A 25,868-nucleotide genomic window follows, 5' to 3' on the forward strand; every position below is an offset into this window, starting at 1 on the left:
ATCCTTTCGCGCTTGTTTATGACATTTTTATCAGCACAATATGCGGGGATTTTTGATCTGGCGCAAAGCCTGGACTCGACAAGCTCCCTAGAATCCACCACTTTGCCCGCAAAGTATGCTTAAAGCTCCCGAACTCCTCCTGCCCGCCGGTTCGCTCGACAAAATGCACGCCGCCTTCGACTTTGGCGCCGACGCCGTCTACGCCGGCCAGCCACGCTATAGCCTGCGCGTGCGTAACAACGACTTCTCCACCCTGCAAGCGCTGCAAGAAGGCATCGAGGGCGCGCACGCGCGCGGCAAGCTGTTTTTCGTCGCCAGTAATATCTTCGCCCACAACGCCAAGCTGAAAACCTATCTGCGCGACATGGAACCGGTGATCAATATGAAACCGGATGCGCTGATCATGGCCGATCCCGGCCTGATCATGATGGTGCGCGACAAATGGCCGGAGGTGCCGGTGCACCTGTCGGTGCAGGCCAACGCGGTCAACTGGGCGGACGTCAAATTCTGGCACCGCATGGGACTGACGCGGGTGATCCTGTCGCGCGAACTGTCGCTGGATGAAATCGAAGAGATCCGCCAGCAGTGTCCGGAAATGGAACTGGAAGTGTTTGTGCACGGCGCACTGTGCATCGCCTATTCGGGCCGCTGCCTGTTGTCCGGCTACTTCAACCACCGCGATCCCAATCAGGGTACTTGCACCAACTCCTGCCGCTGGGACTACAAGGTACAGAACGCCGAGGAAGATGCGACCGGCGACTTCGCCAAAGTCATTCCGCTGCAATTCCAGAAAGCCCTGCAGGAAGCCGAACAACGTCCGTTCTCGTCGCTGCACCAGCAGCCGCGCCATCCGCTGGCAGATCAGGCCTATCTGATCGAGGAAGCCGAGCGTCCGGGCCAGCTGATGCCGATCATGGAAGATGAACACGGCACCTACATCATGAACTCCAAGGATTTGCGCGCGGTCGAGCATATCGAACGGCTGGTGAAAATCGGCGTCAATTCGCTGAAGGTGGAGGGCCGCACCAAGTCGCTGTACTACGCAGCGCGCACGGCGCAGGTCTATCGCCAGGCGATAGACGATGCGGTGGCTGGCCGCGCATTCAATGTCGACCTGCTGGGCCAGTTGCAAGGGCTGGCCAATCGCGGCTATACCGATGGCTTCTACCAGCGCCACCACACGCAGAGCTACCAGAACTATATGCGCGGTGCGTCGGAGGCCAACCGCAGCCAGTACATCGGCGATGTGCTGAGCGTCAGCGACGGCTGGGCGCGCGTGGAGGTGAAAAACCGTTTCGCTGTCGGCGACAAGCTGGAAGTCATTCACCCGCAAGGCAACCGCGATATCGAACTGACGCGCATGCTGAACGATGACGGCGCAGAGATCAGCGTGGCGCCGGGCAGCGGCCACATTGTGCGCATCGCGCTCGATGCGTCGCTGGACCGTGCGCTGCTGGCGCGCTACCTGTAACGCCAGCGTTGCGGCGCAGGCGGCGATGTGACAAGATGAACGATCACGTCGTCGCCCCAGCGGAGCAAACTTGTCCAAATTATTATTGTTGATGGCCGCGCCATGCCTGGCTGGTGCGGCCATCGCCGCCGCGCCGTCAGATACGGAAGAGCTGACGGCGATGATCAACGCCTTCCGCGCCGCCCCCGGCGAATGCCAGGGCGAAGCTGCACCAGCGGCGCCGCAACTGACATCCCAGCCGGCGCTGGCGTCGATACGCATCAGGCCTGGCACCATTCTCTCGGCGGCGCTGGAAAACGCTGGCTACGCCAACAGCAAGTCAAATGCAATTTCGATCAGCGGTGTGCAAACGCCCAAGGATGTGATGGCCGCCATCCAGCCACGCTTTTGCCGCACGCTGCTGAGCGAGGACTACAGCGACATCGGCGTCTCGCGCACCGGCGCCGAGTGGACGGTGGTGCTGGCGCATCCTGCACCGCCCCTGCCCTCCACCACTTTTCCGGCCTGGCAGGATGCAGGCAAGCTGATACTGGAAGGCGTGAACGCGGCGCGCGCGGCGGGCCAGGTATGCGGCAGCCAGGCGTTTCCACCTGCCCCACCGCTACGCTGGAATGAACAACTGGGCGAAGCTGCACTGGCGCACAGCAGCAACATGGCGGCCAAGCGCTATTTCAACCACGTGGGAAAAGACGGCAGCGTTGTCGGCGATCGCGCGCGCCGCGCCGGCTATAGCTGGACGCGCATCGGCGAAAACATCGCCTTTGGCTCATACACGCCGCAGGAAGTGTTGGAAGGCTGGCTTGCCAGCCCCGGACATTGCAGCAACATCATGAACCGTGACTTCACCGAAATGGGCGCAGCCTATGCGGTCACGCCGGAGCAGCGCAGCGGCGTGATTTACTGGACGCAGGCTTTCGGCAAGCCGCGCCAATAAGGTCTTACCACATCAAATCGTCAGGGATCTGGAAGGCGGCGTATGGATCGTCCTCGTCCACCTCGGTGCTGGCCTGCTTGACGCGCACCACGATTTCCGGATTACGCTCGGCGATCTTGTCGGCGATCACGCGCGGCACCAGCTCGTAACCACCGCCCTCGCCCACAATTACCAGTCGGCCAGCGACCAGGTGTTCGCGTACTGCGGCGGTAATGTAGATGCGTTCGATCTTGGTGCCGAAGGTGAAGTTATAGGCGACGTCGCCGTTATTTCCCTTGCTCTGCTTATTCTGCTGCACCATCTGCGTGATCTGCGCGGCGATGGCTTTCTGCTGCGCAGCGGCGTCACGCTGGGCGTTGGCCTGACGGGCTTTTTCAGCGTTCTGGCGCTGCTGCTCCTGCGCCGCCAGTTTGACCTCGTCCACCGTTTCCACGCCCGTGCGGCGATTATCCTTTTCCTGCTTGCCCTTGGTCTGATGGACGACTTTGACTTTTTTCTTGTCGACCAAACCGGCCTTTAACAACTGGTCTGCCAGTCCCATGATGCTCACTCCTTTTCAACGAAGGCAGTAGCATACCACTCTTATGGCCGCTCCCAGCCGCCGCCCAGCGCCAGGAACAGCGCGATCTGATCGGAAGCCAGCGCAGCGTCGGAGGCAGCCCAGGCGGCGTCGGTCGCCGCCAGCGTGCGGTCGGCGTCCAGCACCGACAGGAAATCGATACGGCCGTAATCGTACAGCTGGTGCGACTGCTGCGACGCCAGCGCACTTTCGTCGCGCGCGGTTTTCAGTGCGGCGTTGCGGTCCAGCTCACGAGCATAAATGGTCATCGCGCTTTCCACTTCCTTCAGCGCGTTAAGCACCGTGCCATCAAATCTGGCCAGTGCGCCTTCGGTGCCGGCTTCGGCCTGGGCGATACGGCTGCGTGCGGCGCCGGTGTCGGGAAGCGTCCACGATATCAACGGTCCCAGGCTCCAGCGGAATGCGTTGCCGGCGCCGAAGTGATCCAGCAGGCCGGTACTGCCAACCGATGCGCCGAGACTGATGTTCGGATACAGATCAGCCGTCGCCACGCCGATGCGCGCGGTGGCGGCGGCCAGGTTGCGCTCCGCCTGGCGGATATCGGGGCGGCGGCGCAGCAGCGCGGCGCCATCGCCAACCGGAATCTGCGTGGTCAGGCGCGGCGCGGCCTCGCATTGCAGCAGATGCATATTCATTTCAGCCGGCGTCTGGCCAGTCAACGCGGCCAGGCGATAGTGCGCGGTGCGGTGCTGCGCTTGCAGCGGTGGCAGCGCGGCCTGGAGTTGCGCCAGCTGGCTGCGCGCGCGCGCGCCGTCGATGGCAGTACCACGGCCAGCGTGGGTGCGCTGGTCGGTGAGGCTGACAAACTTTTGCTGCAAATCCACCGCCTGCTGCGCCACGCTAATCTGGCGCGTTGCGGAACAGGCGTCGGCATAGGCGCGTGCGGTATCAGCGGCCACCGTCACACGCACCACATCCACCGCCGCCTGCGCGGCTTGCGTATCTGCGCTGGCTGCTTCCACGGCGCGCGCTATCTTGCCGAACATATCGGTCTGGTAGGAGACGCGGATGCCTGCGTCGTAATTGAACTTGTCCGGCAGCGCGGTCTTGGAACCAACCGGAACACCAGACGAACGGCCGACGCCCGGCGCGGCGCTGAAGCTGACCTCCGGCCTGCGTTCTTCCTCCGCCTGATCCAGCACGGCTCTGGTACGCGCCAGGTTGGCGGCGGCCACGCGCAAATCGGTGTTGGCGGCCAGCGCCTTCTGGATCAGCTGGTCGAGCACCGGGTCGTCGTACAGGCGCCACCAGTGCGCAGGCAATGGAGCCTGCTGATAGGCCGCTTCCTGCACACCGAGGAAGGGCGCAGCAGCTGCAGGACGCTTGACCGCAGCCTGTTCAGGTATTTTGTAATTGGGGCCGACGGTACTGCACGCCGCCAGCGCGGCGGCAAGCGCCAGCCCGCTGAGGAATTTTAGTGAGTTCATGGTCTGCTCCGTTCAGGAATGCTTAGCCTGCACATCCACCGTCACAGTCTGACCGGCGACCAGGCGTGCGCCGGACGGCAACGCGTCCAGCTTGATGCGGACCGGGATGCGTTGCGCCAGGCGTACCCAGTTGAAGGTCGGGTTGACGCTGGAGAGCAGATTCGACGAGGTGGTACGGTCGCGGTCCGCGACGCCCCCAGACAGGCTTTCCACATGGCCGCCGAGGCGCAGCGACTCACCCATCGGCAGCACCACGACCGCATCGCCAACCTGAATCGCGGGCAGCTTGGTTTCCTCGAAATAGCCTTCGACGTAATACGAGTCACTGTCGATCAGCGCCATCACTGCATGGCCGGCACTGACATAGGAACCCATGCGCAAGTCCAGGTTGGAGATCGTGCCGTTGACCGGCGAGACGATGCGCGTACGGTCCAGATTCAGCTTGGCCACATCGCGTGCCACCACCGCTTGTGCCAGCGCAGCGCGCAGTTGATCGACGCGCGACGAACCCTGCTCGCGCGTTTCCATCGACACCAGGTCGCGCAGATCGTTATTGCGGCGCGCTTCCTTCTGCGCCTGTTCCAGCGTGGCGCGTTGCGCCTGCAATGCCGCTTCGGCCTGGCGCAAGGCCAACTCGAAGCGTGCGCGGTCGACTTCAAACAGCACCTGGCCTGCTTTTACCTGCTGGTTGTCGTGTACCAGCACGGCGGTAACCTGGCCGGTGACATCCGGCGCCACCTGCACCACGTCCGCCTTGACGCGGCCGTCGCGCGTCCAAGGCTCGACTTCGTAGTGCTGCCACAGGCGCCAGGCCAATGCGGCGGCGACAACCACCGCCAGCATGGTGACGGCAAAACGGCCAGTGGCCATCAGTATATTTTTGAGGTTCATGTTTAGCCTCGTTGGGTCAAGAGTGTTGAGAAGCTGCCCAGCAAAATGAAGAACAGCGCAAATTCAAACAGCGCGGGGTGCCATACCAGACGGTAAAAGCCAACCCGCATCAGCAGCCTGCCCAGCACGCGCGTGCAGATCAGCGCGAAAATGGACAGCAGTAGCAAAGTGGGGACATAAAGCCCGTATAAACTTAATTCAGCGGTCATGATGCAGTCTCCGGTTGATAAGCGGCGGCACGCGGGAACAGGTCGCGCCGCATGCTGGCCAATGCAGCAGCGGCTTGTGCCCGCGCAGCGCCGGTGACGCCGGCGGGTGCCGCGCATACGGCGCGTAGCGTGCTGTCCAGCCCATCCAGCAAGCTGGCTGGCGCAAGGCCATGGGTGTGGCCACCGCTGCCGAAATAGCTGCCCAGCTTTGCCAGCAACGGACGCAGCGTCACGCCGCCCTGCTCCAGCGGCTGCTGCATGCCGCACAGCTGCGCCACATGCAGCCCAACGCGCAGCTCGCGCAAGCCGTCCACCGCCACCGCACGCGCTTCCGGCGTCGGATGGGCGGTGGCCAGGCGCGGCATCAGCAGGCCTATGCGGTCCACCATGCGCGCCGAGATTTTCAGCAGCGGCTCGCGGGAAACCGCATTCGCCATCTGCGCAACCTCGCGGCGTGCGGTGCGCAGCATACGGCGCGCCATCCAGTCGCCGCCCACGGTGCGTATCAGGCTGGTGATGACGGCGGCGGCGATAAAGCCGAACAGCTGCGCCACCATGCTGTTCAGGAAGCTGGGAATGTCCAGCGTGCCGGTGTCCTGCAGGGACAAGGTGCCGGCCACGCCGATCAAAAAGGCCAGCGAACTGCCGGCCGTGGCGGGGCGCGGCATGAACACGCCGCCGGTCAGGAATACCGGCGCCAGCGTCAGCACCAGCATTTCATAGCTATGCACAGCCGGCAGCACGAACAGGATGTAGAACGCCGCCACCGGCATCGAGATCACCGTCCATTTGACGAACATGCGTATCAGCGGTACCGGGTTGTCCTGGGTGGCGAAGAAACAGCATGCAACACCGGCCATCATCGGTGCGGCGGCGCCTGACTGCCAGCCGCTCAATATCCAGAACGCGCAGCACACCAGGATGGTGATCACCGTCGCCAGCGCGGAGCGCAGCGCCATGCCGTGGTCGCGGTGCAGCACGGTCGCCGTCAGATGCGGCGTGTAAGCTGCCGCGCCGCCTTGCATGACCGCGCTGACGTTGCTGCGCAGTTCCAGGCCGTCCTCGCAGGCTTCGATCAGCGCATCCAGCCGCTGCGCCAGGTTCAGGCGCAGGATCTCGCTCCAGCTGGCGTTGGCGGCCAGCGCCGGCTGCAACTGCGCCAGTTCGGCGCGCAGTTGCGCGGCACGGGCGGGATCGGCGTCACGCCCGGCGGCCACCCAGCCGGCAACGTCGGCCAGCAGCCGGGTCCAAGGCGCCAGGCTGTCCGGATCGACTTCGCGCAGCGTATTCAGGCGGTCTTCCACCGCCAGCAGCAGCGGCACCATCACACTCAGGCGGTCGTGCAGGCCGTGCACCATGCCGGCGGTCCAGCGCAGTTGCGAGGTATCGAACGGCAGATGGGTCGACATCACCCGCAGCTCGCTGATCTCGCCGGCCAGCGCCAGCCGCGTGTGGGTATTGTGCGGCTTGGCCGCGCCGGGCTTGAGCACATCGCTCATCCAGCGCTGCGCGTCGGCGATGGCGCGGTCCAGGCGCCCCAGCAGCACCGGCCCCACGCCCTGCGGGAAGAACAGCGAATGCACCACCGTGGCGGACAAAATGCCGATGGTGATTTCCTCCACCCGCGCCAGGCCGGTGTCGAAGATGGCGCCCGGATCGGTCACGGCCGGGAAGCCGATCAGGCCCGCCGTGTAACCGGCCAGCATGAAGATATAGGAACGCGGCGTGCGGTCCAGCAGCGAGATATACAGGCACAGGCCCACCCAGCAGGCCAGCGCCAGCGACAACAACTCTGGCGCATTCGCCATGCGCGGCACCATGACGATGGTGGCGGCGCTGCCGATCAGCGTGCCGCAGACGCGGAACAGCGCCTTGGAACGCACCGCGCCGGAAAACGGGCTGGCGACGATATACGCGGTCATCATCGCCCAGAAGGGGCGCGGCAGACCGGCCGCCAGCGATACATACAGCGCCAGCATCGACGCCATAAAACATTTGAGCGAGAACAGCATCTCGCTCATTTTGGGCGCGTTCATGATGCGCTGCGCTCCGCCAGCACCTGATCCAGCCGGGTCAGCACGCGTACGGTAGCTTCCACATCGGCCTGCGGCATGCCCTTGAACAGGTCGCGGCGGAACGGCGCCAGTGCTTTTTCCAGCCGTTCGGCGATCTTTTTGCCGGAGGCGGTCAGCGACAGCGTCTTGGCGCGCCGGTCGCTCGGATCGTCCTGGCGCAGCACCAGGCCGGCCGCCACTAACTGATCGATGATGCGCACCAGCGACGGCGGCTCGATGCCCACCGCGTCCGCCACCTGGCCAGGACGCACGCCATCGCCGAGGCGCGAGATCATCAGCACCGGCCAGGCGCTGGCGTGCGACAGCTCGAAGTCGGCCGTCAGCGCGTCAGCCGCGCCTTTATAGGAGCGCGCCACGTGGATCAGCGTGTGGGTCAAGGTCATCAGCGTTTTGTCGTAGCTCATCTCGGGCTCATTCAAATATACTTAGGATGCTAAATATTAGCATCAAACGAAAAACTTTGCTGGGCAGTGCCTAAGAACTGCGGTATCGTTAGTTTTTACGCATTGTTTCCACGCCCATGAAACTGACCTTCACTTCGCTCGCCGGCTTGCTTGCAAGCTGCACGCTGCACGCCGCCGATGAGGCGCCAATCGCGCTTGAAAAATTCTTCCAGAAGCCGGCCACCACTGGCGCCAGCATCTCCCCCGACGGCCGCCATGTCGCGCTGCGCATGATGTCGCCGGCAGGACGCAGCATGCTGGTGGTGATGGATGCCGACACGCGCGAGAAAAAGGTCATCGCCAATTACCGCAATGCCGACGTCAGCTACTTCTACTGGCTGAACGATAAGCGGCTGGCCTTCACGGTCCACAATGTCGATGACGGTGGCGACATCGGCAAGCCCGGTCTATATGCGGTGGACCGCGACGGCAAGGATGTCGCCGGTCTGTCCTACACCATCAACCAGCCGCGTGCCTTTGCCGACAGCGACTACGCCAGCAATACCTACCTGGCCAAGGCGACCATCAACGGCTTCCCCACCCGTAAGGAGGACGGGATGCTCGTCATCGTTCGTCACCCCGATGAGGAGCAAACACTGAGCCGTATCAACACCCGCAACGGCATGCTGACCGACATCCGCGCGCCAGGCGGCACTTACAAATGGCTGACAGATCCTGCGGGCGAGGTGCGCGTCGCCGTGGCGCGCCGCAGCGGCAAGGAAGTGGTGTTCATCAAACAGGAAAACAGCTGGCGCGAGCTGGCCTCCTTCGATCCGCTGGCGCCTGAGGCCTTCCAGCCGGTGCTCTACCTGGACGGCACGCTGTACGTGCGCGCCTACCAGGGCAAGAACGAAGCCGCCATCTATCGCTACGACCTGCAAAAAAATGCGCTGGCCGACACGCCGATGATCTCCGTGCCGGAATTCGACGCCGATGGCTACTTCGTGGTGGACGACAAAAAAATGCTGGGCTACCGTGTCAACACCGATACCGAAACCACGGTGTGGTTCGATGCGGACATGAAGCTATTGCAGAAAGAAGTCGACGACCTGTTGCCCGGCACGCTGAACACCTTGGGCACCGGCGGCCACACCGAAACATCGTATGTGCTGATCGACGCTCATCGCGACATTCAGGATCACATCTACTTCCTGTATAACCGCAGTAGCAAGAAGCTGCTGCGCCTGGGCACGTCGCGTCCCGACATGGACCCCGATCGCATGGGGCAAATGGCGATGGAACGCTATCCGGCGCGCGACGGCATGAAGATACCGGTCTACGTCACCTTCCCCAACCTGCATGGCAAAAAGCCGGGGCCAACGGTGGTGCTGGTCAGCGACAGGCCATGGCAGCGCACCGGCTTCTGGGAGTGGAGCGCCGAGGTGCAGTTCCTGGCTTCGCGCGGCTACGTGGTGCTGCAACCGCAACCGCGCGGAACGGATGGTTTCGGCCGTGCGCATGTGGCGGCAGGCGCCAGGCAATGGGGACGCGCCATCCAGGACGATATTGCCGATGCCGTCAAATGGTCGGCACAGAACGGCTATACCGATCCGTCGCGTGTCTGCATCATCGGCGGAGGTTATGGCGGCTATGCGGCCATGATGGGACTGGCGCGTGATCCGGCATTGTTCAAGTGCGGCGCCAGCTGGTCCGGCATCACCGACCTGGGCGCGATGTTCGAGCGCAATTGGGATGGCATCGCCGACCAGCGCGCATTGCCACAGCTGCGCGCTGCCATTGGTGATCCCAAGACCGATGCGGCGCAGCTAAAAGAGGCCTCACCGCTGTACAACGTGGCGCGCATCAAGCAGCCGGTGCTGCTGGCGTATGGCAAGCAAGACGGCCGCGTGCCCTTCAGCGATGGACGCAAGTTCTACACGGCGCTGGCCGCCGGCAATCCGCAGGTGGAGTGGCTGGAATACGCGCCGGATGTGGAAGACGAGAAGACCCAGAAGAACCGCATCGACCTGTGGCGCCGCATCGAGGCGTTTCTCGGCAAGCAGATCGGCAAATAAGAAAAAGGCCGGGCATCGCCCGGCCCTTCAACACAACAGTTACGGCAGCAGTTTGCCGTCGGCGTCGATCTTGCGCACTTCGCCCAGGTTCAGCGAACGCACACCGGCTTCCACCTTGCCCATATCACCCACCACCAGCCATACCAGACGGTTAGGCGTGATGCTGCGTGCGGCCAGCGCATTGGCCTGTTCCGGCGTCAGCGCCAGCACCTTGCCGGTGAAGGTGTTGTAGTAGTCTTCCGGCAGCTTGTAGCGGATGATGTTGCCGTAGTAGCCGGACAGCTGCGACGCGGTTTCAAACGAGCCTGGCAGGCGCAGGGTCTGGTTGGTCTTGGCGTCCGACAGTTCGGTCGCGCTGATCGGCTTGGCGCCAGCGATATTGCCGTACTCCTTCACCAGCTCCTGCAGCGCTTCCTTGGTCTTGTCGGTCTGCACTGGCGAAGTGCTCATGTACAGGCGCTGGCCCACCGACGGCAGCAGGAAGGCGCTGACGCCGTACGACCAGTGCTTGTCTTCGCGCAGATTCATATTGATGCGCGAGCTGAAATTGCCGCCGAAGACATTGTTCACCACGCCCAGTTCCACCTCATCCGGCGCATTGCGCGGCGACGCCAGCTGCGCCGCATAGATCACGCTCTGCTGCGCGCCCGGCTTGTCCAGCAGGTAGACCAGCGGTTTTTCACCGGCCGCGACGGTCGCGATGTTTTTCTGCGGCGCGGCGCCCGGCTTCCAGCCGGCGAAGGCTTTCTCCAGCAGCGGCACCACTTCGGCCAGCGTGGTGTCGCCCACCACCAGCAGCGTGGCGTTATTCGGTTTGAACCAGGCCTGGTGGTAGTTGACCAGATCTTCGCGTCGCAGGCTGCCGACGGCCGCCTCGCTACCGCTGCCGCTGAGCGGCAAGGAGTAAGCGTGTCCCTCGCCATATACCAGCTTAGGCAGCACGCGCATGCCCATTTCGGTCGGCGAATTTTTCTCGCGCGCGATGGCGGCCAGGCGGTTTTTCTTCAGCCGCTCCAGTTCATTCTGCGCGAAGGCCGGATGCTGCACCACGTCGGCGTACACGTCCAGCGCTTTCGGCAGGGTGGCCTTGAGCGTGTTGAGGCTGACGGTAACGCTGTCGAGCGAGGTACCGACGGAGAACTCCGCACCCAGCGATGCAAACGCCTCGCTGATGGCAGCCGCACTGCGGCTGGTGGTGCCCTCGTCCAGCATGCTGCCGGTCAGGCTGGCCAGGCCTTCGGTTTTAGCGCTGTCCGAAGCATAGCCAGCATCGACGATCAGCGAGAAATTCACCAGCGGCGCGGCGCGGCGCTCTGCCAGCACGACCTTCAGGCCGTTGGACAGCGTGGCTTTCTGCATCGGCGGCAGGTTCAGCGCCTCCGGCTTGCCCAGTGCTGGCGGCTGGCTGCGATCCAGCTTGCCGCTGGCGGCCAGGTTGGTCGGATACGGCTGCACTTCCAGCACATAGTCGCCATCGGTCAGCCAGGCTTGCAGCGCCTGTTTGACCTGGGCCGGCGTCGCCGCCTTGACGGCTTTCAGATAGTCCTTGTAGCAGTCCGGATTGCCGGTGAAGGTGGTGCAGCTCGCCAGCAGATCGCTCTTGCCGCCAAAGCCGCCGATGCGCTCAACGATGCGGGTGTAGCGCGCCAGGATGGTGGTCTTGGCCAGCTCCAGCTCCGCTGCGGTCGGGCCGGACTTGACCAGCGCCTGCAGTTCTTCATCCGCCGCGCGTTCCAGCTTGGCGACATCGCCGCCTGGACGTGCAGTCACGATCGAATAGAACTGGCCGGCGATTTCCGAGCTGTAGTTGCTGGCGCTGGCGTCGGTCGCCAATTGGTCCTTGACCACCAGACGCTTGTAATAGCGCGAGGTCCGGCCACCGCCCAGCACTTGCGCCGCCAGGTCCAGCAGCGGCTCGGTGGCCGTATGCGCGCCGGGCACATTCCATACGCGGTAGACGCGCGCCTGCGGCACGCGGTCCTGCACCGTGCTGCGATGGGTGCCGATACGCTTGGCGATCCATTGCTGCTGTTTGGCCAGCGGCGGCCCCGGTGGAATATCACCGTAGTATTTCTCCACCTTGGCGCGCGCCTGTTCCGGCGTGATGTCGCCAGCCAGCACCAGCGTCACATTATTCGGACCGTAGTTGGTCTTGAACCATTCCTGCACGTCCGTCATGGAAGCCGCGTCCAGGTCGGCCATCGAGCCGATCGTGGTCCACGAATACGGGTGGCCGGCCGGCCAGGTATTCTCGCTCAGCAGCGTGCGGGTCACGCCATACGGACGGTTTTCGCCCTGGCGTTTTTCGTTCTGCACCACGCCGCGTTGCAAATCGAGTTTTTTCTGATCCAGCACGCCCAGCAGGTGGCCCATGCGGTCGCTCTCGGCGAACAGCACATAGTCCAGCATCGAGGTCGGCACGTTTTGGAAGTAGTTGGTGCGGTCAGTGTTGGTGGTGCCGTTGAGATCCGTCGCGCCGATGCGCTCCAGCGCATTGATATAGGTCTGGTTGAAGTTGTCGCTGCCGCTGAACATCAGGTGTTCAAACAGGTGGGCGAAGCCGGTCTTGCCCGGCTTTTCGTTTTTGGAGCCGACGTGATACCAGGTGTTCACCGCCACCACCGGCGTCTTGTGGTCCTCGTGGACCAGCAGGGTCAGGCCGTTTTTCAGCACAAACTTGGTGTACGGGATATCGGGAATGGCGATGTCGGCCTTGGCGGCCGTTTTCACCGCTTCGGCGGCATGCAGCGCGCCGGTGGACAGCACTGCAATCGCCAGCGCGATCGCGCTACGGCGGATAGATATGGTCATGCGGTATCTCCAAAAAAGAAGTTTCAACCTGCAAAAAAGGCGCCGGGCATTGCTGCCGGCGCCTCACCATTCTATTAAGAATTAAGCAATTTTGCGAATTTTTATTTCCGTTGAGCAGCAGATGCGTCGCGCGCCGCACGGAACTCGGCATCCTTGGACCAGTTCGGCCAGGTTTTCGAGTCCGCCAGGTCGCGGCCCAGCGAGTACAGCATGCCGAGATCGTGCGCCATGCCGGCGAAGCTCCACTCGGCGCTCCACTCGTCCGACGGCTGGTGGTAGTTGTTGGTCACATAGGCCGCTTCGATTTTGCGGCCAGCTTCCGAGCCGCCATCAAGCAGGTCGTTGCCCGATCCATACGAGATGGCCGGCACACCGCGTTTGGCGAACGGGAAGTGGTCAGAACGGAAGAAGTGGCCAGCCTCCGGTTTCGGATCAGGCGAGTACACCAGGTTCCACTGCTTGGCCTTGGCGATCAGCTGGTCGAGCAGATCGAGCTTGGCACTGCCGGAGATGGTGAAATTGCGCGCCACGCCGTTCGGACTCAGGGCATCCATATTGATCACGCCAACCGTGGTGGCCAGCGGGTACAGTGGATTGGCGGAATAGTACTCTGAGCCCAGCAGGCCTTTCTCTTCCGCGGTCACCGCCAGGAACACCACGCTGCGCGCCGGCTTCGGCGCCTTGCCGTAGGCGCGCGCCAGTTCCAGCAGCGCGGCGATGCCGGTGCCGTTGTCGACCGCGCCGTTGTAGATCTTGTCGCCCTTGGCGTCCGGCAGGCCTACACCCAGGTGGTCCCAGTGGCCGCTATAGATCACGGTTTCCTTGGGCGACTTGGCACCGGCCACGCGCGCGGCCACGTTCTTCGACACGATCACCTGCGCGTCCACCGCGTAGTTGGCCGACAGCGTAATGCCTTTCAGTTCGGCCGGTTTGAAGTCACGCGTTTGCGCCTGCTTCTTCAGTGCCTCGAAATCCAGGCCGCCGCGCTTGAACAGGTCTACCGCCAGGTCGCGCTGTATCCAGGCTTCCATCGGCGCGTGCGCTTCCGCTGGTTTTTTGCGCACGATGTCGTACATGACGTTGGTGTTGGAGTTCTTCACCGTGTTCCAGCCGTACGACGCCGGCGCGGTTTCATGCACGATGATGGTGCCCAGCGCGCCACGGCGCGCCATCTCTTCATATTTGTAGGTCCAGCGGCCGTAATAAGTCATGGCCTTGCCGCCGAACTCGCCCTCGCCAGTCTCGAAGTCCGGGTCGTTGATCAGCACCACCGCCAGCTTGCCCTTCAGATCCTGGCCCTTGAAATCGTCCCAGTTGCGTTCCGGCGCGGTCACGCCGTAGCCGACGAACACCAGCGGCGCGTTCTTGAAATCGATCAGCTTGGCGCCGGTCATGGCGGCGCGCACCGCCAGGTCATCGCCCTGCTTGAGCGGCTGCACGGTCTTGCCGTCGCTGACGCTCAGCGTCACCGGCCCCTTGATTTCAAAACGGCCCAGCGGCACATCCTGGGTCCAGCTGCGCTGGCCCTTGACCACATCGCCGCCCGGTTGCAGGCCGGCAGCCTTGAATTGTTCGATCAGGTAGTTGACGGTCTTGGTTTCACCGGCAGTATTCGGGCCGCGGCCTTCAAACTCGTCCGAGGACAGCACTTTGACGTCCTGCGACAAACGCTTGGCGTCAAATTCCGGAGCGGCGGCATGAGCGCCGTGCGTGGCAAAAGCGGCCATCAGCGAAAGCGCGAGCATGGTTTTTTTCAATCTGATCTCCCTCAACAAATACGTGAAAAAACCATACTGCCACGAATCAATCTTGACGACAATGTCATAAATGATTACCAAATGCGCAATAGTTTCCTGTAGGATATAGCCTTTCTTACAAGGAGTCCGTATGCGCCATCTTCTTACCGCCCTGCTTTGCCTGAGCCTGACCGCCACGCTGCCGGCCGTTGCCGCCGATCCCGCGCCGCAGATGACCGCACAGCAATTCCTCGCGTCGCTGACCTTCCACGAAGGCAAAGTCAAACTGCCGGGAGATATCGCCACGCTCGACCTGCCGGCCAGCTTCCGCTACCTCGATCCGGCCGACGCCGAGAAACTCATCACCGACGGCTGGGGCAATCCACCCGGCGCAAAGACCCTGGGCATGATCGTGCCCGCCGGCGTCAACCCGCTCAGCCAGGCTGGCTGGGGCGTGGTGGTCACCTACGACAAGGACGGCCACGTCAAGGACGATGACGCCGACCACATCAACTATGCCGATCTGCTGAAGGACATGCAGGAGGGGATGGCAGAAAATAATAAAGCGCGCAAGGAGCAAGGTTATTCTGCAATGTCGCTGGTCGGCTGGGCCGAGCAGCCAAGCTACGACAAGGCGCAGCACAAGCTGTACTGGGCGAAGGAGCTGCATACCGACGGCAGCAACGGTAACGGCCTCAACTACAACATCCGCGTGCTGGGCCGCGAGGGCGTATTGGTACTGAACGCCGTAGCAGGCATGGACCAGATCGCCCAGGTCAAACAGGAGATGAAAAAGGTCACCGCCTTCACCGACTTCACGCCAGGCAACCGCTACGCTGATTTCAACGCCAGCACCGACAAGGTGGCTGAATATGGCATTGCAGCACTGGTCGCCGGCGGCGTCGCCGCCAAGCTGGGCTTCTTCGGCAAGCTCTTTGCCGTGCTGCTGGCACTCAAGAAATTCATCCTGCTGGGCGTGGCCGCGCTGGGTGGCTGGGTGTGGAAACTGATGGGCCGCAAAAAACAGCAGCAAGCCGCCGGCGTTGACCTGAGCAAACCGGAATAAACGTGGCCAAGCTGATCATATGGCTGCTGGCGGCCGGAAAAATGGGCAAGCTGCTGCTGACCTGCGGCACCATGCTGCTATCCATTGTGGTCTACAGCTGGGTGTATGGTTGGCGCTATGCGCTAGGTTTCGTGGCGCTGATCCTGGTGCACGAACTGGGGCACTACGTGGCGGCGCGCCAGCGCGGGCTGAATGTCGGCGCGCCGACCTTTATCCCCTTCGTTGGCGCCTGGATCGCGCTGAAGGAGCTGCCGCACGATGTCGAGACCGAGGCCTACATCGGCTTCGCGGGACCACTGGCGGGCACCCTGGCATCGCTTGCCTGCTACTATTTTGCACGGAATAACGACAGCAACCTGATGCTGGCGGTGGCCTACTCCGGTTGCATGATCAATCTGTTCAACCTGATCCCGGTGTCGCCACTGGACGGTGGCCGCATCACCGCCATCATTTCGCCCAAGGTATGGCTGGCAGGTGTACCGTTGCTGGCAGCACTGTTCTTCTATCACCCCAGCCCGATGCTGATCCTGGTGGCGGTACTGGCCTATCCGCAGATCAAGGAAGCAATCTGGGGCGATCCTGCCAAGCCCGCCGACTACTACGTGGTGTCGCGTGAAGCGCGTATCAATTACGGCGTGATGTATCTGGTACTGGTGGCCTTCCTCGCCATGATGAGCTACAGCATCCACGAGATGCTGCCGTCTCGGTGAGCCAGCGTACAGTCCGGCCGGTGCCGCGCGCCCACACTGAGAGTCTGTATCTCAGCGGAGCAGCGCCATGCCGGAAGGACCATCCATCGTTATCTTGCGCGAACAGGCGGAGGGCTTTGCCGGCCGCACCATCAAGCGGGCCAGCGGCAACGCCAAGGCGGTGGATTTCGACGGCCTGGTGGAGCAGAAGGTGCTGGCCCTGCGCAGCTGGGGCAAGCATTTCCTGATACAGCTGCCGGACCGCGCACTGCGCATTCATTTGCTGATGTTCGGCAGCTACCGCATCAACGAGCGCAAGCCGGACGCCGAACCGCGCCTGAGCCTCGGTTTTGACGATGGCGAGGAATTCAACTTCTACACCTGCTCGGTCAAGACCCTGCCGCCCGATCTGGATGCGCAATACGACTGGCGCTCCGATGTCATGTCGGATCAGTGGGACGCCAGGCTGGCGCTGAAGAAGCTGCGCGCCCAGCCGGAAATGCTGGTCTGCGACGCCACGCTGGATCAGGAAATTTTCTCCGGCGCCGGCAATATCTTCAAGAACGAGGTGCTGTTCCGCATCCGCGTGCATCCGCTGTCCAGGATTGGCGCGCTATCGGCCGCCAAGCAGCGCGAGCTGGTTGAGCAGATGCGCGCGTACGCCTTCGATTTCCTGCGCTGGAAAAAAGCCTTCGTACTGAAGCAGCACTGGCTGGCGCACACCAAACGCATCTGCCCGCGCTGCGATATCCCCTTCCACAAGGCGCACCTGGGCAAGACCAAGCGGCGCAGCTTCTTCTGCGTCAACTGCCAGAAGCAGTATCCACCTGCGCTTACACCAGTCCGGTCAGATAGTAGACCGCGATCACAAAGAACACCGCCAGCGTCTTGATCACCGTGACGCCGAAGATGTCGCGATACGACTGGCGGTGCGTCAGCCCGGTAACCGCCAGCAGCGTGATGACGGCGCCATTGTGCGGCAGCGTGTCCATGCCACCGCTGGCCATGGCCACTACCCGGTGCATCACTTCCAGCGGGATGTGTGCCGCTTCGGCCGCCTTGATGAACTGATCCGACATGGCCGCCAGCGCGATACTCATGCCGCCCGATGCCGAGCCGGTAATACCAGCCAGCGAGGTGACCGACACCGCTGCGTTCACCAGCGGATCGGGCACGCTGCGCAGCGCGTTGCTGACCGACAGGAAGCCAGGCAGCGCGGCGATCACGCCACCGAAGCCGTACTCGGAGGCGGTGTTCATCGCGGCCAGCAGTGCACCGCCCACTGCCGCCTTGGTGCCGTCGGCAAAAGCGTTTTTGATGCGCGTGAAGGCGGTGACGATGGTCAGCAGGATGCCCAGCAACAGCGCGCCTTCCACCGCCCAGATGCCGATCACCGGCTTGATGGTCAGGCTGACCGGTGCGTGCAGGCCGGGCAAGGCGTCGGCGGTCAGCGCGTAGCTGTCGCCGTACCAGCCGGGAATCAGCTTGGTCAGCGCGAAGTTGGCCACGCCGACCATGACCAGCGGCGCCAGCGACAGCAGCGGATGCGGCAAGCCGGCGCGGACAGGCGCAGCCACCGGCGTTTGCGCGGCAGGGGCGGTGGCGGTGGCAGCGGCTGGTACAGCCTCATAGCCCTCGCCGGTCGCCATCACGCTTCGGCGGCGCCATTCGAGAAAAGCCAGGCCGGCCGCCAGTGTGGCAATGGAACCGATCACGCCGAGGTAAGGCGCGGCCCAGCCGGTGGTCTTGAAGAAGGTGGTCGGGATAATGTTCTGGATCTGCGGCGTGCCCGGCAGCGTATCCATGGTGAAGGAAAACGCACCCAGCGCAATCGCGCCCGGCATCAGCCGCTTGGGGATATTACTCTGGCGGTAAAGCTCAGCCGCAAACGGATACACGGCAAACACCACCACAAACAGCGACACCCCGCCATAGGTCAGCAGCGCACACACCAGCACAATGACCGCGTTGGCGCGCGTGCGGCCGATGTACTTGATCGCCGCCACCACAATCGATTCGGAAAAGCCGGACAGCTCGATCAGCTTGCCGAACACCGCACCGAGCAGGAAAACCGGGAAGTACAGCTTGATGAAGCCCACCATCTTGTCCATGAAGATGCCGCTGAAGACCGGCGCCACCGCGCCCGGATCGGTCAGCAGTACCGCACCCAGCGCGGCAATCGGCGCGAACAGAATCACGCTGTAGCCGCGATACGCGGCCAGCATCAGGAACACCAGTGCGGCAAGAACGATCAGGAACGACATGCGGACTCCGGAAGATGGTTATTCTTCCGGACATTGTAGAACTTATTGCAACCTTGTGCTGCGGCGTTAGATCAAGCCGGAAGCAAGAGGACGGCGAATCGCCAGCATGGTACAGTCGTCGTCCAGCACCGGCTGGCCGGTGTAGGTGCTGACCGCCAGCCGCAGCAGGTCCAGCGCTTCCGGCAGCGATGGATGATCCCACTGCGCCAGCAGTTCCAGGCAGCGCTCCTCGGAGAATTCGACGCCGTCCTCATTGGCCGCCTCGGTCACGCCATCGGTGTAGCACAGCAGCGTATCGCCGGGCGCCAGCACGGTTTGCATCGCGCCGAAAATCAGGCCAGGGAAGGCACCGACCAGCACGCCTTTCGGTATCGGCAGCAGGCTGGCGATACCGCCCGACAGCAGCATTGGCGGGCAATGGCCGCCGTTCGAGTAGCGCAGCAGGCCGGTGTCGACCTCCAGAAAACCGCAGAACAGCGTGACGAACAGATTGGTGTCGTTGCCGGCGCACAGGCGGTCGTTGAGCGTGGCCAGCAGCTGATCCGGCTCGGTGATGCTCATCGCCAGCACGCGCAGCAGGCCTATCGCCCGCGCCATGAACAGCGCTGCCGCCACACCGTGGCCGGACACGTCGCCTATGCAAATAAACAGCAGATGGTCGTCGATGAAAAAGGCGTCGAACAAATCGCCGCCGACGTGCGAGGCCGGCTCCATCAGGCCGCAGGCATGCAAGTCGCTGCGCTCCGGGAACAATGGGCGTTGCAGCGGCAGCATGCTGACTTGCAGCTGGCGCGCGATGTCCAGCTCCTTGCGCAGATGCTCCAGCTCCAGCGCCGAGCGTTGTGCTTTCAGCGCCGCCTCATTGGAACGGCGCATGCGGCCGGTCAGCGTGGTCATCAAGTTACTGGCGACGCCGGGCAGCGCCATCAGCTTCTGCCAGAACAGGTCGCGCGACAATTGCAGCACTTGCGACGGCTCGTGCGCCACCACCAGCGCCGATACCGGCTCGCCATCGATGGCCGACAGTTCGCCGATCAACTCTCCCGGCGAAACCGCAATCGCGCCGGACGAACCGGCCTTGCCGTCCAGGTGCACATGCAGCAGGCCGGAGAGCAGAATATACACACTGTGATTGACTTCGCCGTAGTTCAGCAGCGGCGCGCCGGCCGGCAGATTGAGCACTTCAGCTTCCGCCAGCGCGGCGTCCACCGCGTCGGCGCTGGCCTGGCGGAACAGGCCGATCCAGTCCATGCCCTGACGGCGCCGCTCCACGTCACGCTCCTCATGGCGGTGATCGTGACGATGGCCCAGCAAGTGATCGAGGCCATGACGGCGTTCGCCGCTGCGGCGGAACGGCCGCCGCGTGATGGCGGAATTATTCATGCGGCGCTCCAGCGCACGGTGACGGTCAGCTGGTTGCGGCCATCGCGCCAGGCGTAATCCAGCTGGTCCGAATGGCTGCGCAGCATGACCACGCCAAGGCCACCGGGCAGCGTGTCTTCCAGCATCAGCGGACGTGGCGGCGCTACCGCCTGCGTCGGGTCGTACGCCACGCCGCCGTCTTCCAGCGTCAGCGTGGCGCTGCCCGGCTGCACCTGCAAGCGCAGTTGCACCGGTGCGGCGGCGGCCAGGTCGCCGTGGTCGATGATATTGGCCAGCGCTTCGTGCAGGCACATGTCGAGCCGGGCGATGTCACTGTCCGGCACGGCGCGTGCGCCGGCTTCGGCGTGCAGCCAGGCGGCGGCGCGGCGCAGCTCGGACGCCTGCGCCGTCACCGTCAAGCCGGCGCTGTGCGGGGTCGTGCTCAAGCCTGCGCCGCCTCTTCCGCCTTGGCCAGGTCGTTGAACATCGGGATTACGGCGTCGATGCCGGTGGTCGACAGGGTTTTGGCCACCGGACCGTTCTCGCCGACGAACAGCACCATGCGCGAACCGCGCTGTTGCATCGCACGCGCATTGGCGACGATGGCGCGGATGCCGATCGACGCCAGGAAATCGACCGCGCTCAGATCGACCACGGCGCGCTGCTTGGCCGAAGCGGTGAGCGCGGTGAATTGCAGCGAGATCGCGTCAGTGCCGGCGATATCAAGGCGGCCCGATAGGGAGACGCGGCGCAGGGTGTCGTTGACGTCGGTGTATGCAATGGTCATATTGGGCAGATCCTGAAAATGGCGGGACGCGCACGGGGCGCGCAAGCGCACCAGCATACGCGCCCAATATGACCGTTTTATGACATTTCAATCGTGCGCAGCGACTCGGCACCACAGGAAGGGACGCGGCTCGCCACCCACCGCCGCCGGATGGCTGGCGCAGCTGGCAGCTTCCAGCGTCAGGCCGTAACGGCCTACCCGTTCGCCGGCCAGTGCGATGGCGGCACGATCCTGCGCCGCAAGGTCGATGCGATGCTGCGGCAGCAGGTCGAAAGTGCAGCCGCCTGCTGGCAGGCGGCGCAGCTCAACCTGTAGCCGCACCTTGCCCATCAGGCGTTCCAGCTTGTCGCAGCCGGCAGCGTCATCGGTCAGGCCCAGCGCGCGCGCCGCCGCCAGCTTGCGCAGGCGGGTACCGTCGCGGTCATTGCGGGCAGCGCTCAGCAGCAGATAGTGCGGACCAGGACGGGCAGCGATGGCGGCCTGCTGGCGCGCCCGCCAGGCCGGCGTTTCCAGCATGCCGGTATCCAGCGCGATGACCTGGGTGGCTGGTGGCAGGAAGGTAGCCATCCAGCCCGACGGCGGATCCGGCTGAACGAAGAAGACGATGCTATCGGCTGGACGCTCGATCACCGGCATACGGGCACTGAAGGCGCTGTCGGCCCAGTCGGCATGGCCCCAGTTGGCAGCCGGCAGTGCGGTAATCACCAGCAGCGCCAGCGCCCAGCCGGCCAGCCGCAAGGCACGCGGCGACACATACTGCCACGCCAGCCAGATCGCCAGTGGCGCCAACAGCTCCAGCGGCACCAGGTAGCGGTAGATGCTGAACATGCGCATCCACACCAGATAGCCCACCGCCACAAACGCCAGCAACAGTACGCTGCGCGGGGCCAGCGTCAGCGCCGATTGGACCGCGCTGCGGCGGCGCCACAGCCACACGGCAGCCAGCACGATCAGCGTCACGTACAGCAGCGGCCACACCGCCAGCTTGAGCGGAATCTCCGATACGCGCCGGGTATGGAAAGTGAAGATGAATGGCCACAGCAGGTTTTCCATCCAGCCCTGCGGACGGAAGAAGACATCGATCACGCCCTGGTCCGGCGCCAGCGGGCTGTGGAAGAAGTTGTTAAATTGCGGGAACAGCGGATTACCGAAGGTCTGCCACATGCGTGCCATCCACCAGCCGCCGCTGGCAGCCACGCCAGCCAGCACGCCCACACCGAACACGAAGGACAGCCGCAGCCGTTCCCACCAGGCCAGCGGTACCGTCAGCAAGGCTGCGCACAGCGCCACCGCGTAAATCGCATTGGTCAGTTTGAGACCGGCCGCCACGCCCATTGCCACACCGGCGCCCAGGCCGGCCAGCGCGGCGCGGCCGCTCCAGTGCAGCAGCGTGTCCCAGCGGCGCAATACCAGATACAGCGACAGCAGCACCGGCAGCGCGCTGAGATTGTCGCCCATGGTGTTGCCCAGCTCACTGAGGAAACCGGGTGCGGCCACGCCAGCGAACGCCAGCAACAGCGCCAGCCGGCGCGGCTGCCCAGGTCCCAGCAACTGGCGGGCGATGCCGAACAGCAGCACAAAGCTCAGGCCGTGCAGCGCGCCCAGCACGAAGCCAACCGCGCGCGGCGGCAGCCACTGGTTCAGATAATAGTAAGGCAGGTCCAGCGTTGGATTGAAATAGCTTTGGAAGCCAGCCGGCGCCAGGTCGAAGCCGATGCGGTTGCCCAGCAGCGCATGGACGTTGTACAGATGGTAGTTGCGCATGTCCCAGCCATCGTCCTGGCCAGCCAGCACGGAAAGCAGGCCAAGCAGGACAGGCACCAGCAGCAGCGCCCAGCGTCCGGCGCGCGGATGGTTGAGAAAAGCGCTGCGCCGCGCCAACCAGGCGTCAGGCAGCGTGATCATGCGTAGCCGGACCTGGATGAGCGAGGTAGGTAAACCGCTTCTGCTCGATGCGGCCCTTGGTGACCGCGTCCAGCACGATGCCACATACCAGCAGGATCACGCCAAACAGCATCAGCGAGGCACATAGGACGGCGGTTGGCAGGCGCGGCACCAGGCCGGTTTGCAGGTAGGTGGCAACCACTGGTTCGGCCAGGATCACCGACAGCATCGCGCTCAGCGCGGCAAAGATGGTGAAGAAGGCCAGCGGACGCTCCGACTTGAACAGCCGGAAGATGGTGCCGAGGATGCGGAAGCCGTCGCGGTAGGTATTCAGCTTGCTGACCGAACCCTCCGGACGCGATTTGTACACGGTGGCCACTTCCGCCACCGGCATGCGTAGCGCCAGCGAGTGCACCGTCAGTTCGGTTTCGATCTCGAAGCCGGCCGAGTGGGCGGCAAACGATTTGACGTAGCGGCGCGAGAACACGCGGTAGCCCGACAAAATGTCGGTGAAGGTGCGGCCGAAGATGAACGACACGCAACCGGTCAGCATGGCGTTGCCGAAGCGATGGCCGGGCCGGTAGGCTGCCTGCTCGGTGCTGACGCGGTTGCCGACCACCATGTCCAGGCCTTCGTCCAGCATGCGCTCGACCAGCTGCGGCGCCACGCTGGCGTCGTAAGTATCGTCGCCGTCGACCATGACATACGCGTCCGCCTCGATGTCGGCAAACATGCGGCGTACCACGCTGCCCTTGCCCTGGGCCGGCACATTGCGCACGATGGCACCGGCGGCACGCGCCACATCGGCCGTGCCATCGGTGGAATTGTTATCGAATACATAAACCTGCGCCTGCGGCAGGCAAACCTGGAAATCGCGCACGATGGCGGCGATGGTCAGTGCTTCGTTGTAGCAAGGCACCAAAATGGCAATGCGCGTATTGCTTGGGATGGTCATAATGCTGATGTCGGCAGGCAAAGGCGTTATTATAGTTCCAACTGACCAGGAGACCCTGCGCATGGCTCAACTGCACGCCTCCCTCAAGGGTGGAGACAAGCTGTCACTGAACTGGACTTATCTGAACGCGATCGCCAACGGCGTTTCGGCGATCGACCTGGATGCGCTGGCGCTGCGCAATCTGGACGACGCCCAGCAATTCGTACGCGAATATGGCTTCGACCTGGACCAGCCGGCCGCCCCGGCGCTGATCCGCAACGCGCACCGGGAGGCGGTGGCGTTCATCCGCGCGACCTTCCTGACGCCGGCACAGGCCGGGCTGATTCCGGCCGAGGTGGCGGAGCCGGACGATCCGCTCCAGCTCCTGCTATACGCGTCGGATAGCAGCCAGCACGACGACGCGCGGCGCATGTGGGCGTGCGCGGTGCTGAAGGTCATGCACGGCATCTTCTACATCGACAACAACCTGAAGCTGCGCCACTTCCACGCCATCCGCGCGCAGGTGTTCGGCACGCTGGATGAGGTGATACGCCGCGACGGCGAGCACTACTTCCTGACCGACGGCACAAGCTGCCTGCCGCTGCTGCGCTACGACCGCAAGGACAACAAAGGCCGCAACAGCATTCTGCTCAAGCTGCTGCAAAAAGCTGCCTACCTGGCGGCCGATATCTTCGACCACCTGGGCGTGCGGCTGGTATTCGCCACCCGCTGCGAATGCGTGCTGGCCTTGCGCGCCCTGCAGCGCGTGCATCTGCTGTCGGTCACCAATGTGGATGCCGCACGTACCCGCAACACCCTGCTGGACCTCGACGCGGCGCAACAGGTATTCGACAAGTACCGCGCGCAGCTGGAGCACAGCGCAGCCTATCCGCTGGACCTGCTGCGGCAGATGGACAGCGAGCTGGCCGAGATCTCGCAGCCGCAGACACGCTGCGACAATCCGCACAGCGGCAATGGCTTCAACAGCCTGCAGGTAACGGTACGAAAAATGATCCACGTACAGCAGCTGGATGCGGCGCCTGAGCAGGATTACGACGTCGGCTTTTTCTTTGAATACGAAATCCAGCTGATGGACGAGGCCAGCTACCAGCGCAGCCTGAGTGGCCCGGCCAGCCACGAAGCCTACAAGCAGCGCCAGGTCGACACCGCGCGCACGCGGGTGTTCGGCCGCGAGCTGCTGCGCTGGATCGCGCACCAGTGCGCCGCCTGATGCGGCATTGCGTTACGCTAGCGCGTCATGCGCACATTGATATTCTCGCTGATGGTGGCGGCCAGCGCGGCAGCCCAGGACGCACCCAGCATCACGGTGGCGGCGACCCGCGATCCGGTTGATAAATCCTACCGCAAGATGCTGGCGGGGATGGATACCTTCGCACGCCGGCAAGCGCTGGCGCCGCAGGCGACGCTACGCTTCCAGCTGCTGCCACGCCTGCCCACCACGCAACTGGCAGGCCTGACGCTGAGGGTGGCGGGCGACACTGTCTCGCTGCCGGTCACGGTGGCGCCGGACCATAGCTTCACGCTGGAGCGCAATCAGCAAGCCGCCAAAGAGGACGCCGCGCTGATCGCCAGCAGCAAGACCAGCACACTGACCTGGCGCGCGCAGGTGCGCAGCCCCGGTGTGCCCGAGGGCATGCGGCGGCTAGGCGATCTGCGCCTTGAATGCATGGTCGGCGTGGAAGCCGGCCTGCTGTCCAATAACGCGCAGATGTTTGCCTGGCTGGGCGAGCTGTTCACCAGTCCGGAGCGGGTCTGCAATCACGCCGATGGGAACTACCTGTTCTTTGCCGAGCGCCCGGTGTACGCGATCACGCTGCGCGACGGTGCACGCCAGGCGACGCTGCCGTTCAAGGCGCTATACGCGGGTGGCACGCAAACGCCGTCCACCCTGCCCTATTGCGATTGCCAGGTGCTGCTCGACCGCAGCTACTATGCGCCGATCTGGGACCGCAGCTGGTCCGACGATACGCTGCTTTCTTTCGAGGACATGGACAGTCCTCCCGGCGCAAACGACAGCCCCATCGCCGCCGGCTACGCCAGCACCGCGCACATGCAGGCCAGGCTGGGCACCGCAGATGAGGTCAAGTTCGACAGCGGCTACCAGATGTGGCGCTACACTTATCCCGCTAGCCGCAGCGATGCGCCGCCAGCCGAATTCACCATCCTGTTCGGCCCGGACGGCTTGGCGCGCAAGGCCCGCTTACGCGAACCGCCGCCGGCGCATAAAAAAAGCCAGCCCTGACGGACTGGCTTTCGCAAGCTGACCGGC

General features: G+C 63.7%; 22 protein-coding genes. 8 read left to right on the top strand and 14 right to left on the bottom strand.

Annotation, left to right across the window (positions count from 1 at the left end; translation table 11 throughout):
* Positions 1-115: 115 nt before the first annotated feature.
* Positions 116-1,471, top strand: coding sequence for a tRNA 5-hydroxyuridine modification protein YegQ (gene yegQ, locus KW842_RS21175; RefSeq protein ID WP_218306113.1), 1,356 nt, complete (start codon positions 116-118; stop codon positions 1,469-1,471).
* A gap of 70 nt (positions 1,472-1,541) precedes the next feature.
* The gene (locus KW842_RS21180) at positions 1,542-2,405 is read left to right on the top strand and encodes a CAP domain-containing protein (RefSeq protein WP_218306114.1); all 864 of its coding nucleotides are present in this window, start codon (positions 1,542-1,544) and stop codon (positions 2,403-2,405) included.
* A 4-nt stretch (positions 2,406-2,409) separates the two neighbouring features.
* Here the strand turns inward: KW842_RS21180 and KW842_RS21185 are convergent, their stop codons facing one another.
* The 6 genes from KW842_RS21185 to KW842_RS21210 are packed head-to-tail and all read right to left on the bottom strand — an operon-like array spanning position 2,410 to position 7,991.
* Entirely contained in the window at positions 2,410-2,946 is a 537-nt protein-coding gene (locus KW842_RS21185; protein ID WP_229223829.1) for a DUF2058 domain-containing protein, read from the bottom strand.
* 41 nt (positions 2,947-2,987) lie between these two features.
* Entirely contained in the window at positions 2,988-4,412 is a 1,425-nt protein-coding gene (locus tag KW842_RS21190; protein WP_218306115.1) for an efflux transporter outer membrane subunit, read from the bottom strand.
* Between the two features lie 12 nt (positions 4,413-4,424).
* Complete coding sequence (locus KW842_RS21195; protein ID WP_218306116.1) at positions 4,425-5,303, bottom strand: HlyD family secretion protein; 879 nt, start codon at positions 5,301-5,303, stop codon at positions 4,425-4,427.
* Between the two features lie 2 nt (positions 5,304-5,305).
* Positions 5,306-5,512 (bottom strand): DUF1656 domain-containing protein, encoded by a 207-nt coding sequence (locus KW842_RS21200; RefSeq protein ID WP_218306117.1) that lies wholly within the window; start codon positions 5,510-5,512, stop codon positions 5,306-5,308.
* Entirely contained in the window at positions 5,509-7,548 is a 2,040-nt protein-coding gene (locus tag KW842_RS21205; RefSeq protein WP_218306118.1) for an FUSC family protein, read from the bottom strand. Before KW842_RS21205 ends, KW842_RS21200 begins: the two co-directional genes overlap by 4 nt.
* A complete protein-coding gene (locus tag KW842_RS21210) occupies positions 7,545-7,991 on the bottom strand; it encodes a MarR family winged helix-turn-helix transcriptional regulator (RefSeq protein WP_229223830.1) in 447 nt (148 codons plus the stop codon). The genes KW842_RS21205 and KW842_RS21210 overlap by 4 nt, the downstream gene beginning before the upstream one ends.
* Before the next feature lie 116 nt (positions 7,992-8,107).
* On the opposite strand from KW842_RS21210, the gene KW842_RS21215 reads away from it, so the two are divergent.
* Positions 8,108-10,045, top strand: a complete 1,938-nt coding sequence (locus KW842_RS21215) for a prolyl oligopeptidase family serine peptidase (RefSeq protein ID WP_218306119.1) — start codon at positions 8,108-8,110, stop codon at positions 10,043-10,045.
* Between the two features lie 39 nt (positions 10,046-10,084).
* Here KW842_RS21215 and KW842_RS21220 read toward each other — a convergent pair whose 3' ends face one another.
* Together KW842_RS21220 and KW842_RS21225 are read right to left on the bottom strand one after the other, a co-directional pair.
* Positions 10,085-12,856 (bottom strand): pitrilysin family protein, encoded by a 2,772-nt coding sequence (locus tag KW842_RS21220; RefSeq protein ID WP_218306120.1) that lies wholly within the window; start codon positions 12,854-12,856, stop codon positions 10,085-10,087.
* A gap of 101 nt (positions 12,857-12,957) precedes the next feature.
* On the bottom strand, positions 12,958-14,601 hold the full coding sequence (locus KW842_RS21225) for a M28 family metallopeptidase (RefSeq protein WP_218306121.1): 1,644 nt from the start codon (positions 14,599-14,601) through the stop codon (positions 12,958-12,960).
* A 142-nt stretch (positions 14,602-14,743) separates the two neighbouring features.
* Between KW842_RS21225 and KW842_RS21230 the strand changes: the two genes are divergently transcribed.
* The 3 genes from KW842_RS21230 to KW842_RS21240 all read left to right on the top strand — a co-directional run bounded on the left by KW842_RS21230 (position 14,744) and on the right by KW842_RS21240 (position 17,239).
* Positions 14,744-15,658 (top strand): DUF2167 domain-containing protein, encoded by a 915-nt coding sequence (locus KW842_RS21230; RefSeq protein ID WP_218306122.1) that lies wholly within the window; start codon positions 14,744-14,746, stop codon positions 15,656-15,658.
* A gap of 2 nt (positions 15,659-15,660) precedes the next feature.
* Positions 15,661-16,368 carry a site-2 protease family protein gene (locus KW842_RS21235; protein WP_218306123.1) on the top strand — a complete coding sequence of 236 codons (708 nt, stop codon included), beginning with the start codon at positions 15,661-15,663 and terminating at the stop codon, positions 16,366-16,368.
* Between the two features lie 67 nt (positions 16,369-16,435).
* The gene (locus tag KW842_RS21240; RefSeq protein ID WP_218306124.1) at positions 16,436-17,239 is read left to right on the top strand and encodes a DNA-formamidopyrimidine glycosylase family protein; all 804 of its coding nucleotides are present in this window, start codon (positions 16,436-16,438) and stop codon (positions 17,237-17,239) included.
* On the opposite strand, the gene KW842_RS21245 is transcribed toward KW842_RS21240, so the two are convergent.
* The 6 genes from KW842_RS21245 to KW842_RS21270 form a co-directional block, all read right to left on the bottom strand.
* Positions 17,181-18,611, bottom strand: a complete 1,431-nt coding sequence (locus tag KW842_RS21245) for a GntP family permease (protein WP_218306125.1) — start codon at positions 18,609-18,611, stop codon at positions 17,181-17,183. The genes KW842_RS21240 and KW842_RS21245 overlap by 59 nt on opposite strands.
* A gap of 66 nt (positions 18,612-18,677) precedes the next feature.
* The gene (locus KW842_RS21250) at positions 18,678-19,994 is read right to left on the bottom strand and encodes a PP2C family protein-serine/threonine phosphatase (protein WP_218306126.1); all 1,317 of its coding nucleotides are present in this window, start codon (positions 19,992-19,994) and stop codon (positions 18,678-18,680) included.
* On the bottom strand, positions 19,991-20,419 hold the full coding sequence (locus KW842_RS21255; RefSeq protein WP_218306127.1) for an ATP-binding protein: 429 nt from the start codon (positions 20,417-20,419) through the stop codon (positions 19,991-19,993). Before KW842_RS21255 ends, KW842_RS21250 begins: the two co-directional genes overlap by 4 nt.
* A complete protein-coding gene (locus tag KW842_RS21260) occupies positions 20,416-20,760 on the bottom strand; it encodes an STAS domain-containing protein (RefSeq protein WP_218306128.1) in 345 nt (114 codons plus the stop codon). The genes KW842_RS21255 and KW842_RS21260 overlap by 4 nt, the downstream gene beginning before the upstream one ends.
* Before the next feature lie 87 nt (positions 20,761-20,847).
* Positions 20,848-22,665 (bottom strand): glycosyltransferase 87 family protein, encoded by a 1,818-nt coding sequence (locus KW842_RS21265; RefSeq protein ID WP_218306129.1) that lies wholly within the window; start codon positions 22,663-22,665, stop codon positions 20,848-20,850.
* Complete coding sequence (locus tag KW842_RS21270) at positions 22,649-23,599, bottom strand: glycosyltransferase (protein ID WP_218306130.1); 951 nt, start codon at positions 23,597-23,599, stop codon at positions 22,649-22,651. The genes KW842_RS21265 and KW842_RS21270 overlap by 17 nt, the downstream gene beginning before the upstream one ends.
* A 61-nt stretch (positions 23,600-23,660) precedes the next feature.
* Between KW842_RS21270 and KW842_RS21275 the strand changes: the two genes are divergently transcribed.
* The gene (locus KW842_RS21275) at positions 23,661-24,809 is read left to right on the top strand and encodes a TIGR04552 family protein (RefSeq protein ID WP_218306131.1); all 1,149 of its coding nucleotides are present in this window, start codon (positions 23,661-23,663) and stop codon (positions 24,807-24,809) included.
* Between the two features lie 27 nt (positions 24,810-24,836).
* Entirely contained in the window at positions 24,837-25,841 is a 1,005-nt protein-coding gene (locus tag KW842_RS21280; RefSeq protein ID WP_218306132.1) for a hypothetical protein, read from the top strand.
* Positions 25,842-25,868 lie beyond the last annotated feature (27 nt).

The sequence above is a fragment of the Duganella sp. sic0402 genome, from assembly GCF_019219065.1.
Classification (GTDB): domain Bacteria; phylum Pseudomonadota; class Gammaproteobacteria; order Burkholderiales; family Burkholderiaceae_D; genus Rugamonas.